The sequence below is a fragment of the Paenibacillus sp. CAA11 genome, from assembly GCF_003060825.1.
GTDB lineage: Bacteria > Bacillota > Bacilli > Paenibacillales > Paenibacillaceae > Fontibacillus.
The window spans coordinates 654,661-667,949 of record NZ_CP028922.1; the positions used below are offsets into that span (position 1 = coordinate 654,661).

Annotated in this window: 13 protein-coding genes; 8 read left to right on the top strand and 5 right to left on the bottom strand. The window is 48.4% G+C overall.

Annotated elements, in window-relative coordinates:
• The first annotated feature begins 103 nt into the window (after positions 1–103).
• Positions 104–781 carry a response regulator transcription factor gene (locus DCC85_RS02900; RefSeq protein ID WP_108464224.1) on the top strand — a complete coding sequence of 226 codons (678 nt, stop codon included), beginning with the start codon at positions 104–106 and terminating at the stop codon, positions 779–781.
• Positions 781–2,031, top strand: coding sequence for a sensor histidine kinase (locus DCC85_RS02905; protein ID WP_108464225.1), 1,251 nt, complete (start codon positions 781–783; stop codon positions 2,029–2,031). The genes DCC85_RS02900 and DCC85_RS02905 overlap by 1 nt, the downstream gene beginning before the upstream one ends.
• 129 nt (positions 2,032–2,160) lie before the next feature.
• Here the strand turns inward: DCC85_RS02905 and DCC85_RS02910 are convergent, their stop codons facing one another.
• The 3 genes from DCC85_RS02910 to DCC85_RS02920 all read right to left on the bottom strand — a co-directional run bounded on the left by DCC85_RS02910 (position 2,161) and on the right by DCC85_RS02920 (position 4,367).
• Positions 2,161–2,448 (bottom strand): hypothetical protein, encoded by a 288-nt coding sequence (locus DCC85_RS02910; protein ID WP_108464226.1) that lies wholly within the window; start codon positions 2,446–2,448, stop codon positions 2,161–2,163.
• A gap of 28 nt (positions 2,449–2,476) precedes the next feature.
• Complete coding sequence (locus tag DCC85_RS02915; RefSeq protein ID WP_108464227.1) at positions 2,477–3,709, bottom strand: cation:proton antiporter; 1,233 nt, start codon at positions 3,707–3,709, stop codon at positions 2,477–2,479.
• A gap of 262 nt (positions 3,710–3,971) precedes the next feature.
• Positions 3,972–4,367: a cupredoxin domain-containing protein gene (locus DCC85_RS02920; RefSeq protein ID WP_108464228.1), complete on the bottom strand. Its 396-nt coding sequence runs from the start codon at positions 4,365–4,367 to the stop codon at positions 3,972–3,974.
• Between the two features lie 272 nt (positions 4,368–4,639).
• On the opposite strand from DCC85_RS02920, the gene DCC85_RS02925 reads away from it, so the two are divergent.
• From DCC85_RS02925 to DCC85_RS02950, 6 genes are all read left to right on the top strand, one after another.
• Positions 4,640–4,792 carry a hypothetical protein gene (locus DCC85_RS02925; protein WP_199910039.1) on the top strand — a complete coding sequence of 51 codons (153 nt, stop codon included), beginning with the start codon at positions 4,640–4,642 and terminating at the stop codon, positions 4,790–4,792.
• 521 nt (positions 4,793–5,313) lie between these two features.
• A complete protein-coding gene (locus DCC85_RS02930; protein WP_108467687.1) occupies positions 5,314–6,783 on the top strand; it encodes an amidase family protein in 1,470 nt (489 codons plus the stop codon).
• Positions 6,784–6,999: 216 nt separating this feature from the next.
• Positions 7,000–7,740 carry a polyphosphate polymerase domain-containing protein gene (locus tag DCC85_RS02935; RefSeq protein ID WP_108464230.1) on the top strand — a complete coding sequence of 247 codons (741 nt, stop codon included), beginning with the start codon at positions 7,000–7,002 and terminating at the stop codon, positions 7,738–7,740.
• The gene (locus tag DCC85_RS02940) at positions 7,737–8,414 is read left to right on the top strand and encodes a DUF4956 domain-containing protein (RefSeq protein WP_108464231.1); all 678 of its coding nucleotides are present in this window, start codon (positions 7,737–7,739) and stop codon (positions 8,412–8,414) included. The genes DCC85_RS02935 and DCC85_RS02940 overlap by 4 nt, the downstream gene beginning before the upstream one ends.
• A 23-nt stretch (positions 8,415–8,437) precedes the next feature.
• Complete coding sequence (locus DCC85_RS02945) at positions 8,438–10,558, top strand: carbohydrate-binding domain-containing protein (protein ID WP_234414316.1); 2,121 nt, start codon at positions 8,438–8,440, stop codon at positions 10,556–10,558.
• Between the two features lie 63 nt (positions 10,559–10,621).
• Positions 10,622–11,440 (top strand): hypothetical protein, encoded by an 819-nt coding sequence (locus DCC85_RS02950; RefSeq protein WP_108464233.1) that lies wholly within the window; start codon positions 10,622–10,624, stop codon positions 11,438–11,440.
• Between the two features lie 166 nt (positions 11,441–11,606).
• On the opposite strand, the gene DCC85_RS02955 is transcribed toward DCC85_RS02950, so the two are convergent.
• The gene (locus DCC85_RS02955) at positions 11,607–12,404 is read right to left on the bottom strand and encodes an ABC transporter permease (protein ID WP_108464234.1); all 798 of its coding nucleotides are present in this window, start codon (positions 12,402–12,404) and stop codon (positions 11,607–11,609) included.
• 39 nt (positions 12,405–12,443) lie between these two features.
• Complete coding sequence (locus tag DCC85_RS02960) at positions 12,444–13,244, bottom strand: ABC transporter permease (protein WP_234414317.1); 801 nt, start codon at positions 13,242–13,244, stop codon at positions 12,444–12,446.
• Positions 13,245–13,289 lie beyond the last annotated feature (45 nt).

Consider the following 13,289-nt stretch of genomic DNA (forward strand, 5'->3'; position numbering starts at 1 on the left):
TAGTTCAATCTATATAGAGAGGGATAGAAACGCTAAAACTTAAGGTTGATTAAAGGTAACCTTCTTATAATAATGGAAGGATCAAATAAAGGAGTTTTTTAGCATGAGGATACTGATTGTAGAGGACGAAATAAATCTGGCGGAGGCGCTCTCGCAGATTTTGAAGAAGCATCACTACTCTGTCGATGTCGTGCATGACGGGCAGGAGGGCTTGGATAATGCCTTAAGCGGAATCTACGATCTACTGCTGCTGGATATCATGCTGCCCGGCATGGATGGAATGACGATACTGAAGAAGATCCGGTCAGAGGAAATTTCAACGCCTGTCATTATGCTGACAGCCAAGGGGGAGATCCCGGATAAGATTGCAGGACTCGATCACGGAGCGGATGACTATATGTCCAAGCCCTTTGATGCAGGAGAACTGCTTGCCCGTATTCGCGCCGCACTGCGCCGCAAAGGAGAGGTCGTGCCAGAGGATGGACTGCGGTTCGGGGACATTGAGCTGAATGCGGCGAACCTCAAGCTTAGCTGCAAGGGGAAGGAGCTTAAGCTGATTTTGAAGGAAAGTGAGCTTCTGGAATTGCTGATCAACAGAAATTCAGCCGTAACCTCCAAGGAGCAGATGATTGAGAAGGTATGGGGATTTGATTCGGATGCCGAGTATAATAATGTGGAAGTGTATATTTCTTTTCTGAGAAAAAAGCTGGCCTTCCTGCAATCCTCGGTCCGGATTAGTACGATCCGGGGTGTCGGCTATGTGCTGGAGGTGTCCTCCTAATGTTCACTAAGTTGCGCAACCGATTCCTTCTGATGAACATGGTCATCATTTCAATAATAATGCTCGTTGCTTTCACAGCGATTTATGCGATCACTTATCAGAACGTCAGGAATGACATGGAGATGGATCTCCAGCAGGTGAAGGATTTATACGGGAAGGCAGGCAGCATGATGGGTAAAAGGGGAGAGGCGATGGACCGGCCCCGCCAGGATCGGGACATGAATATGCGCTCCATCTCGTTCTCGCTGCAAACAGACGGGCAGTGGAACATTACGGATAACAGCTCCCGCTTTGACATGGGAGAGGAGTTCTATACCACCGCTGTTCAGGAAGCTGCCGAACACCCTAAGAGATTCGGGGAGTTCACACTCGAAGGCACACGCTGGGCCTACAGTGTAATGCAGAATCCGCAGGGTTATTCTATTTCCTATATAGATATTACCGCCCGGCAAGAGATCCTGAAGAACCTCATTTATACGTTCTCTGTCGTCGCCCTAATCATGTTAGGGGTTATCTACATGACCAGCCGATACTTTGCGAACCGCTCTATCGCTCCGGTGAAGGACGCCTTTGAGAAGCAGAAGCGATTTATTGCGGACGCATCTCATGAGCTGAAAACGCCGCTTGCTGTCATCAACACGAATGCTGACGTCCTGTTAGCCAATGGGGAAGATACAATTAACGAGCAGGCCAAGTGGCTGCACCATATCAAGTCGGAGACGGAGCGTATGAAGACGCTCACGAGCGATCTATTGTACCTCACCCAGATGGAGGATGCCCGCTCCCGCATGGTCTATGCTGCCTTCGACCTCAGTGAAGCTATCGAGAGCGTGGTCCTTACGATGGAGCCTGTGATCTTCGAGAAGGACCTTAACCTGGATTACAACATTGAGCCCGGTCTAACGATCACCGGGAGCTGTGAGCAGATGAAGCAGGTGGTCATGATCCTGCTGGATAATGCGATCAAGTACGGAAATCCGAACGGTTCGGTGGGCCTTACGCTGAAGCGGCATCAGGGCCATATTCAACTGTCGGTTACGAACACCGGGCCAGGGATTCCAGCCGAGCATTTGGGCAGAATCTTCGACCGCTTCTACCGGGCGGATGCTTCGCGCTCACGGCAGAGCGGCGGCTATGGCCTCGGCCTCGCGATTGCGAGGTCGATCGTCGAACAGCACCGGGGAAAGATATATGCGAAGAGTGTGCCTGATGAGAAGACCACGTTCTATGTGCAGCTGGCTATGAATTGATGAATACAGTCAACTCTGCGTCCTAATAGGCGCGTACACATAGGTAACACAAGAAAATGGCGTATTTCCCGGACCAACTTCTTTAGGAGCTGCCGGAATACGCCTCATTTTGTCAATGACAGTAATCGATTATAGGCTAGGGTCTTCCCACTTTAGACTTTGTAAAAGACCGGCCTTTAGTAGCTCTGCTAGAAAATCGTTATAAAACTCTTTGCGAACAATAACTTTGAATTCATTGTCTTTGTAGGGATAAGATAATACATCTGTGTAGATGTTGTTTCGATCAAAATAGTCAAGAACGGCCAAAAGTTTCTTCAGGTATTGAGTATCCAGAACTTTAATACGAAAAGTGTTTTCCTGATCATCTTTGGTTTCAATAATGTGGATCATATTGGCATCATAGTTGTAGACAAGCATTAATACCTCCCTAAAGTGTGTATTTTGGTTAGCTGGACCGTTTTTGTACACTTGCTAACCCTAGCTTAAGAACCAGTTTTTTAATGGTAAGGCCTTGGACGAGAAGAGAGAACAGTACTACGCTAAAGGTCAGGACGAGAATATCATCACGGCCCTCAAAGCCTTGGGGGAGAGTCAAAGCAAGAGCGATGGAGAGGCTTCCTTTTAATCCACCCCAATTTAGAACGGCTTTCCAAGAACCCGGGAAGTCACGCAGTACCAAGGTACTGGAATAGAGGGCCATGGTTCGTCCAGCAAGGACTATGACAATAGCTAATGCAATCATATACCATTTGTCCGAAAAATCTATATTACGGATTTCCAGGCCGATCATTAGAAAAATTAAGGAGTTGGCAATTAGAGTTATGACATCCCAGAAGGAATTGATATTCGTCTCGGTCTTCTCAGACATCCCGACATTTGCCCCGTAATTCCCGAAGATAAGTCCGGCTACCACCACAGAGATAACTCCTGACACATGAAGATGCTCAGCGACGAAGTAGCTGCCGAAGAATAGCAGCATGGAGAACGCAATCTCCAGCGGGTAGTCATCATAGAAACGAATAAACTGAGAGAAAAGGTACCCAAGAAGGGCTCCCAGCGCAATTCCGCCCAGGGAAAACTGAAGGAACAGCAATATTCCGCTTCCAACTCCTGCCCATCCCATCTCCATGTAGGTTAACAAATACACGGAGGAGATTTGGAATAAAACGACCGCAATTCCGTCATTAAATAGAGATTCCCCTTCTATAATGGTAACGATGGACTTGGGGACACCCAACGATTTGAAAATGGAAATGACACTGATCGGGTCAGTTGCACTCATTAAGGATGCGAAAGTGAACGCAACAATTAATGGAAGATTGAGAATGTAATACCCACCCAGAGAAATAACAGCAAAGGAAAGCAGGGTGCCGCCAAAAGCTAATGCCAGTACAGGCCTGCTATACTCTTTAAGATGAGAGTAAGGGAGTTTGAGCGCCGCATCGCCCAGAAGAATGGGCAGAAACAAAGAGATCACAACAGCCTGAAATACATGGGATTGAGTAATATAAGTCTCGGCTTCTTCTAACACAGGGATGTTAAACAACCCCAGAATAAGTCCGACAATGACCAACGCTATACTATATGGCTGATTAATTTGCTTTGCTATTGCGATGACGAATATAGAGATGGCAAGTAAGATTAATAGCTGAATAAAAGTTTCATTAAACAAATGCATAGACTATCCTCCTATGTATGAATAAGCTATACATATAACATAACCATCCTACACCACTTTTAGCATGAATATCGGCAATGACTATTCTACAAGTGCATAGCGGTCTATTTCCTCCCAGCATTCCATTCCTGCGGCAAAGTAAATGAAATATCTAAATCAGGGTCAGTTCAGGAGCTTGTTAATTCACAAGGGGAGCAAACCTATCAAATAGGCTTAGCTCCCCTTGCAAGAGTTAAATACTCAAGTTTTGAACATTTCATGGTTAGACAATAGTAATTTCACCGTAATACATATACATACCGCAATGAAACTCATAAGTGCCAGGCTCTAAATCCTGCAAAGTATAGAGGTTGCTGCCTCTTTTCAAATGCAGGTACATATTCCAGTCCTCCATAACAACATCCCGAATGCAGGAGATGCTGTTTGACTTTTTAAAATTGATTTGAGTAGGAACTCCCTTCTTTATCTTTATATGACTTGGAGAGAAGCCGTCTGCAGTTACATTAACGGTAATTACCTGAGCGTTTGCGTTTGCCTCCTTGACGGAAGACTCGGCGGTTGAATTGTGATTAAGGAAGAAGAGAGTACAACCTCCTGCTAGAATTGCAATAAATCCAATGATCAAAAATGGCCAAGCATTTTTTATTTTCTTTAACATTAAACCCTTCCTAACTTATTCAAATTTAAAGTAATGTGCTTAGCATAAATTTAAAATTTATAAATAGAAATAGCCCATTCGAGTCATAAGTTACGCAGCAACCCCCAATATTATCTCAAAAGTGTGACAGTGAAGTAACGGTCATCAATCGTGAATGTCAGTAACAAAGATGCGACAGGTTATGGTATGACTTTGGGGGCGATTAATCGGGAACAATTGCTAAGACGAGGGCGTTGGAACATGAAGCTAATTTAAAATTTCCGATAGTCGTTGTGAGTCTTATTAGTGATTTGTGGCTAGGGTTGGGGATCAAGCCAGAGGTTTATGATAACCGAAGCAAAGTGAAGACTAAAGCCGGTTATATTCTATTTGTTGTTCTGGCTGTACTGATTACAATATCAACTGTTGTGTGGGCGATTTTATGAACGATACAAAAAGCACGCTTCCCAAGAACAACAACAAGAGTACATACAGATGACTGAACAAATCATTAATGGAGGTTATCGTTATGAAGAAGTTTGTCCAATCAACGGCACTGGCTCTCAGTTTGTTTAGTTTAGCATTAATCACGCACAGCCATATCATCACGACATTAGTGCACGGGGTAGATCATTAGCAATAAGAATCCTTCGATTGAACAACACTACATTAAGCAGACAGCAGTTAACAAGCAACATGCAACATTAAACAGCCTACGTCCGATATTCACATACGGGCTTAGGCTGCTTAATTCTGCCTGAAAATGGGCTTGGACAAATTTGGTATTTAAGCACAATTTCCCTTTCCGGACATGCAGGTGACAACTTTGCATCTTCTGGGAAGCAGGGAATTACAGAGATCTCGGGGAATAAGTATGTAATCTGAATGTCATGTGAGAGTCCAGAGGCGTGTTTAGTTGTACGAAGAGATTCTGTTTTACATAACTTTTATAGGGGGCTTGAATATCATAGATCCTTTTACACTTCAAAATATAGACATAGAAGAAGCAAGTATATATGAGCTGCAAGTTGCTATGGAACAAGGAAAACTCACTTCAAAGGAATTAGTATGCTGCTATTTATCACGGATCGCAAAGTATGATCAAGATGGTCCTCAGATCAATTCCATCATGGAAATGAATCCAGATGCCATTTTTATCGCTGAAGCACTCGATATCGAACGACGCTGCAAAGGCAGTAGAGGACCTCTTCATGGGATTCCTATTCTCCTCAAAGATAATATTGAAACCGGTGACAAAATGCGTACTAGTGCGGGTGCTTTGGCACTGGCTCAGCATGTAAGTAAGCAGGATGCCTTCCTAGTCCGTCAGTTACGAGATTCCGGAGCTGTTATACTAGGCAAAACAAATATGACGGAATGGGCCAATGCAGTCTCCTCCACGATGTGGGCGGGATACAGCGCCAAGGGGGGGCAGGTCAAGCACCCTTATGGTGACTTTTTTACAGGCGGATCATCCACGGGATCTGCGGCTGCGGTAGCGATGAGTTTTGCAGCAGGATCGATAGGTACTGAAACTTCTGCTTCAATTCTTAGTCCGGCCATACAGATGTCAATTGTAGGCATTAAACCGACGGTCGGCTTAATCAGCCGTACTGGAGTTATTCCTTTTTCCTACTCCCAAGATACAGCAGGACCCATGGCCAAAACCGTTGCGGATGCAGCCGTTCTCCTGAATGCATGTGTTGGCAGAGATGAGGAAGATCCGGCCACTTGGCGTAATGAAGGCGATCAAAGGATACAAGACTATACTGTGTATTTAGACAGAGAGGGTTTACAAGGTGCCAGAATTGGGGTCTTTTGCGAGGTGCCTGACTTTGTACGCGAATCTGGCGAATATGATGAGCAGCTGTTTAAAGATGCCGTTTCTAAGGTGATTGAAGCAGGAGCTGAAGTGGTAGAGGATATTCAAATTCCTTCATTTCACGGGCCGTGGAAGTGGGGGAAGATGAACTTCGAATTTAATCACGGAGTTAATAATTATTTACAAGGACTGCCATCACATCATCCGGTTCATACATTGTCCGAACTTGTTGATTGGAATATTGAGCATGCGAAAGATGCCCTGAAGTATGGTCAAGATATGTTGGAGTACCGGGCGGGGTTAACCGATCCCTTAAAGAATAAAGATTATATACTGGAATCTATTATGGATTTATACCTCGCTCAGAATGAGGGAATAGATCATGCGATCAACCATCATCAATTGGATGCAATCATGTTTCCAGCCTATATTGGAGCAGATATTTGCGCCAAAGCTGGTTATCCATCCATTGCTGTTCCTGCGGGCTATGGGGCGAACGGCAGACCATTTGGCATTACGTTTGCCGGAACAGCATTTACCGAATCCACGTTAATTCGCATAGCCTATTCTTTCGAGCAAAAAACAAAACTTCGGGAAAAGCCTGTCCTTCGCTAACGGGACATATTAGTTCAATCATAAATACTACTCCAATAAAATGAATTCAAAGGACGAACGCCAAGAGCGTCGTCTTTTTTTTTGTGGCAATAATCACAGCAGGTTCATTTTCTGATTCCCTTTAGGTCATTTAAGTTTCATTAAAGGTTCCGGTGCTAATCTACATACATGAACGTGGCGGGGTTACACGCCGGAAAGAGAAAGGGGGGCTGAACATTGACTATTGAAGTGTTCAACCGATATGAGAACAAATACTTGATGGATACTGAGGCTTTTAACGGCATATATAGCCGTCTGATGGAATATATGGAGCCTGATGCGAACAACAAGGATGGAAAGTTCTATTCTATCAGCAATCTCTACTATGATACCGAGCATCATACCTTAGTACGGAATAGCCTGTCGAAGCCAAAGTATCGGGAGAAGCTGCGAATCCGGGCTTACGGTGTTCCTACCGAGGAGGCCAAGGTATACCTGGAGCTGAAGAAGAAGGTGTTCGGGCTAGTCAATAAGAGACGGACAGCGCTGAAGCTGAACGAGGCTTATGAATTTGTCCGGACCGGACAGGCTCCCGTCTTCAGAGAAGGCATGAATCAGCAGGTCATTCAGGAGATTGAGTATTTCTTGTCAAGATACGAGCTGATGCCGATGGCATACATAGCCTATGACCGGATTGCAATGTTCTGCAGGGGCAACCGGGATTTGAGAATAACGTTCGATACCAACATTCGGTCGCGGCGGTACGATCTCAAGCTGGAGCAAGGCGACTACGGCAGCCAGCTGATGGAACAAGGCCAGTGGCTAATGGAGGTTAAGGCGGAGAAGACGATCCCGGTCTGGTTATCCAAGCTGCTGTCCGAACACCACATGTATCGTACCGGATTCTCCAAGTATGGCAATGAGTATAAGAAATCAATTCGTTATGCGAATAAGGAAACGGAGTGTATTCCCTCATGATTGAATCCATCTTTACTAGCAGCAATGATGCTGCCGAATTGACCTTGAATTACGCGCTGCTGACCTTTGCGATTGCAATCGTCGTCGGAGGAATGATCAGCTGGACTTATATGAAGACGCAAAGTGCTTATTCCCATAGCTTCACGCTAACGATGATGGTGCTGCCGACGATCGTGGCGATTATCATCCTGCTGATTGGCAGCAATGTCGCTCGTGCCTTCAGTCTTGCTGGCGCATTCTCCATTATCCGGTTTCGCAGCGCCCCTGGCGATTCGAAGGATATCTCTTATGTCCTGTTCTCCATGGCGGCTGGCCTCGCTACCGGTGTTGGTGCTTACGGATACGCTGTATTGTTCACAGCACTGCTCTGCGGGCTGATGTTCATTCTAAAAGCAGTCAAGTTTGGCAGCAACAAAGAGTCGGTGAGAACGCTGAAGGTAACCATTCCTGAGAATCTGGGCTATGAGGAAGCATTTGATGGCGTCTTTAAGAAATTCAATATGGATTATGAGCTGAAGAAGGTTCGTACGACAGAGCTGGGCAGCTTGTATGAAGTAATGTATGCCGTAAAGATGGGGCCAAGCACGAACCAGAAGGAGCTGCTCGATGCGATTCGCACGCTGAATGGCAATCTTGATATTACATTGACGATGAATCCGGCGGTGCTGGATTAATAATGAAGAGAGGTTGATGACCTGTGAAAAATTTAAATATAGCAAAAATAATGGGAATCGGATTGTTGAGCGCTCTATTAGCCTCGGGGTGCAGTACGAATTCTGCGAATACGGCTACAGCTGCCTCCAATACAGCCTCGGACACCGAAGCCTCTGCGCAATCAAGCGGGGCTGCTCAAGCCGCAGCGGTGAAGCTGGCTAGTGTTGATGCTGCCAAGCAAGCCGGCTTCGATAGCGATGACGCTCTGACAACCTGGAGTGAGGACAGCTCAACGATGATCAAGCTCAGCACCACCGGAGCTGCGGTTAGCGGATCTGGCGCAGCCGTTGAAGGGCCTGTGATCACGATTACAAAGGCCGGAACTTATGTCGTAAGCGGCGGGTCCTACAGCGGACAGATTGTAATTGACGCCCCGAAGGACGCGGTTGTACATCTTGTGCTGAATGGCGCACAGATCAAGAATGCAGATGGCCCTGCGATTCACGTGAAAGAAGCGGACAAGGCCATCATCACACTTCAGGCCGGCACAGACAATACGGTATCCGATGGGGCCGTATATGCAGACACCTCAGTGGATGCACCTTCTGCTGCGATATTCAGCAAGGGAGACTTAACGATCAACGGTACAGGCAAATTGAGCGTACAGGGTAACGCGAATGACGGCATTACCAGCAAGGATGATTTGAAAATTGCGAGCGGTACAATTGCGGTTAAGGCAGCTGATGATGGTCTGGTCGGCCGTGACCTGATCGCTGTGAAGGAGGGCACGATCACGGTGAATGCCGGGGGAGATGGAATGAAGACTACGAACGATACGGATGCGGACAAAGGATATGTGGCGATCACGGGCGGAACCTTTGACATTATATCTGCAAATGATGGAATCCAGGCCGCTTCCTCCATTCTGATCAGCGGGGGAACATTCGATATCACAACAGGGGGCGGCAGTGAAGCCTCTACGAAGACCCATCAGGAGGAGCCGCCACGTGGGTTCAGCGGTGGCCAGCCTCAGGATCAGACCCAGGGCCAGCCGCAGTCACCACAGGGACAACCACAGGATCAAACCCAGAGTCAGACACAGGATCAAACTCAAAATCAGGCTGGGGAGCAGACTCAAGCACAGGATCAAGCGCAAACAGAGGCTGCGGAATCTGAGTCCACCAGTACCAAGGGGCTGAAGGCTGCGGCAGATATCGCAATCACAGGCGGTGAGTTCCAGGTCGATGCCGCGGATGATGCGATCCACAGCAATGCAAATGCTGCAATTATGGGTGGGCAGTACAGTATTGCCAGTGGTGATGATGGCATCCATGCAGATACCGCGCTATCCATCTCAGCAGGAACAGTGAATATCACGAAGAGCTACGAAGGCATGGAGAGCGCGGATATCGCGATCTCCGGCGGCAAGATCCATGTCACCGCAAGTGATGACGGTGTGAATGTCGGCGGAAGCAGCGATGACACCTCTGCAGGAGGAGGCAAAGGCATGGACGCGCCGACGGACGGCACGCTGACAATCAGCGGGGGCTACACCTATGTTGACGCCTCCGGTGATGGCCTCGATTCCAACGGCTCAATCGTTATGAATGGCGGCACCGTTATTGTGAACGGACCTGAGAACGGCGGCAATGGCTCACTGGATTATAACGGAACCTTTAAGCAGTCAGGGGGTCTCCTCGTTGCAGCCGGGAGCTCGGGCATGGCTCAGGCTCCTTCGGAATCTTCATCACAGCGCGCTCTGCTCATGACCTTCCCAAACACGCTTGAAGCTGGCACCCTGGTGACGCTGACGGACAGCTTGGGCAAAGCGGTTGTGACATTTGCCCCGACTAAGACGTTCAGCAGCGTGGTGATTTCCTCGCCGGATTTGAAGGCAGGTGCTGAGTACACGCTCTCTACCGGAGGCAAGGCTGCCGGTACAGTAACCGATGGTCTGTATGCAGGCAGTACGACGAGTGGAAGCAGTAAGGTCGTTACCTTCACCTTGGGGGATAAGGTGACTTACCTGAACGAATCCGGTGTCACTACGGCTCCTAGCAATGGCGGCTTCGGCGGTGGCGGACGCGGCCCGGGCCGGGGAAGAGGTGATCAAAGCGGTGATCAAAGCAGCGGTCAAAGTACGAGCACAGGAGTAACCGGTTAGTAGCAGCCCTTGATTAAAATCGTCACAACCATAGATCGAGCATAAATTCTAGGAGGAATTATAATGAAAAACAAAACTAAAGTGATCACAGGAGCTTTGGCATTGGCCATTACAATAGGGAGCGGCGCGCTTCTGTCCGGACAGACTTACGCTGCATCAGCTGCAGATTCTGGTACTGCAAAGGCATCCGTTCAAGGCTCGTCCGCGGCAGCTGTAAAGGGCAAAGGCGGAGCTCATGGACAGCATGTGAAGCTGGATGATCAGGCGATTGCAGCGCTGCTTGGTATAACACAGACAGAGCTTAAGACACAGGAGAAGGCGGGGAAATCCCTTGCCGCAATTACTGAAGAGAAGGGGGCTGAGGTTCAATCGGTGATCGCTCTCGTGTCCAAGCAGCTTACAGCGGCACTGGATGAGAAGCTGACAAGCGGCAGTATCACCCAAACAGAGTATAATTCCAGCAAGGCGGAGATTGACACGAAAGCTAAGAATTTCGTAAATCATGTATTTGACGGAAAAGGCCGGGAAGGCGGCTTGAAAGGTACAAGGTTTGATAAATCTGAGATTGCAGTACTGCTTGGCGTAACAGAAGCAGACCTGCAAACTGCAGAACGCGGCGGGAAATCACTGGCTGCTGTGGCTGCTGAGAATGGCGTCTCTGTGCAGTCTGTCGCTGATCTTGTAACTAAGCAGCTCAGCACAGCGCTCAGCAAGCAATTGTCTGACGGCAGCATCACCCAAGAACAGTATGATAGCAAGAACGCAGAGCTTGCCGATAAAGTCCTTAAGCTGGTCAATGCCGTATATTCCGGCAAAGATGGCCGCCACGGGCAGCATGCTGAAGAAGGCGGCAGTACAGCGGAGCAGACAACGGCCAGCTAATCAGGAAGGCGGGGTGCCTTGCGGTCGCGGATCCTTTTAAACACGGCAATGCTCCCTGAATCTTGGCAGCAGCAATAGACCTCATCGTCCACCCAGTGCTGGAAATGAGGTCTATACTCGTTTTTATGCTATTCAAATTATTGGCTACAGCTGCTTAGCATCGGCTTTAGTTGCCTGTGCTTTCATACTTGGATAGCCCATACCGAAAGATGCCATAAGCCCCTGCCGCGCTGGCCGCCGCCGCTACAGGCGCAAGCATCCACCAGCCGGACCAGCCGGCCTTGCCGAATAAATAGGTGGCAGGGTAGAAGCTGATAAAGGCATAGGGAAGAACGGTGGAAATAAAGATGCGAATTCCCTGATTAAACAGCGTAATCGGGTATTTAGCGAGATCAGCAAGGCTGTGGACCATCAGCGGGAAGGCGTTCCCGGCATTGCGAATCCAGAAGGCTGCTGAGTTCCCGGCCAAGTTAATAGATACCCGGATAATAACGGCCGTTACGAGCAGCAGGCATAGAATGCCGACCTTCGCAATGGACCAATGAATATCAGCATGCAGGAGCGACTGCCAGACGATGAGTCCGCCGATGACAAGATTGCCGATCCCGTTAATGCCAATGCCAGAACATAAAATCTGCAGAATCATGGGCGCGGGCCGCAGCAGATAGCGGTCAAGCTCTCCCTGGTTCACAAGTCTCCCCATTCTCCATGTTCCTTCAAAAAAGAGGGAGCAGATCCCTTCGGTCAAGAAGATCATGGCATACATGAAGGCGACCTCCCAAAACTGCCAGCCGTTAATATCCGGTATGCGGTCATAGATAACCCATAGGAACACGAAGCCGAGCACCTGGGTCAGCGCCGCAGAAGCAAGCAGGATATAGAAGTCCTTGTTGTATTCGAGAATCGCCTTAAGCTGCTGCACATACATTCTCCTGTACAAATACAGGATACGTGAAAGAGACACGGTTCATTTCTCCTCCTTCTCAAATTATCCTCCCGCAGATTACCCGCCATGAATGGTGACTTGCCGCACCGCCCAGCTCCACATCGCCTTGCCAGCCAGCCATAGCACTGCTCCCCAGAAGCATTGAACGCCAAGGAGTCCGAGCATTTCCGGCATACTTGCCTGCTCCAGAAAAATCATGGTTGGCGTATGAACGATGCTCTGAAACGGGAGGAACCATGCCAGCCGCTCCAGCCAGCCCGGGAAGAAGGCGAGCGGTACCAGGGCGCCGGACAGCAGGTTGGTCACAGCGATTCTTGTCCAGACAATGCCCATTGAACCCGTCGACCAGAAGCACAGCAGCGCTGCCAGATAGACCACCCCGAATTTCACGAGCATGGCGGCCAGAAGGCTAATGGCAAAAAGCAGGTAGATCATAGGCGATGAGGGCAGCGGAATGCCGGAGACAAACAGCGTGAACAGGCCGATTAGGATCAGGCCCATCGTGCCTTCCAGGAGGCTTGAGCCTAGCGTTTCAGCCAGACGGGCTTTCTGGAAATCAATAGGCTTCAGGAGATCCACGGAGACGCTGCCATCCAGAATTTTGCCGGAGATCGAAGTCTCGGAATACCAGGACAGCACGGAGTTGGCTAGAAAAGTCACGAGCAGGTAGGTCTTCATCTGATCCCAGCTGTACCCGCCAAGCTCTTCCCGACCATGGTAAATCCCCTGCCATAGAAAGTAGATGGCCGCAAGGTTCACAAAGTTGGACAGGAAGGTAATGATATAGGAAGTCCGGTAGGCCAGGACGTTCTGTAACGAACGATTCATAATACTTCTGTATTTCTTAGCCCGGTACACGAAAAAAATATCCCCTCTCCACATTAATCTGCCGGTACTACCCGC

Excerpts from the sequence above, each read along its gene's own strand:
- DCC85_RS02915 (WP_108464227.1), bottom strand. The coding sequence starts at position 3,709 with ATGCATTTGTTTAATGAAACTTTTATTCAGCTATTAATCTTACTTGCC.
- DCC85_RS02920 (WP_108464228.1), bottom strand. The coding sequence starts at position 4,367 with ATGTTAAAGAAAATAAAAAATGCTTGGCCATTTTTGATCATTGGATTT.
- DCC85_RS02900 (WP_108464224.1), top strand. The coding sequence starts at position 104 with ATGAGGATACTGATTGTAGAGGACGAAATAAATCTGGCGGAGGCGCTC.
- DCC85_RS02905 (WP_108464225.1), top strand. The coding sequence starts at position 781 with ATGTTCACTAAGTTGCGCAACCGATTCCTTCTGATGAACATGGTCATC.
- DCC85_RS02940 (WP_108464231.1), top strand. The coding sequence starts at position 7,737 with ATGATTGAATCCATCTTTACTAGCAGCAATGATGCTGCCGAATTGACC.
- DCC85_RS02910 (WP_108464226.1), bottom strand. The coding sequence starts at position 2,448 with ATGCTTGTCTACAACTATGATGCCAATATGATCCACATTATTGAAACC.
- DCC85_RS02950 (WP_108464233.1), top strand. The coding sequence starts at position 10,622 with ATGAAAAACAAAACTAAAGTGATCACAGGAGCTTTGGCATTGGCCATT.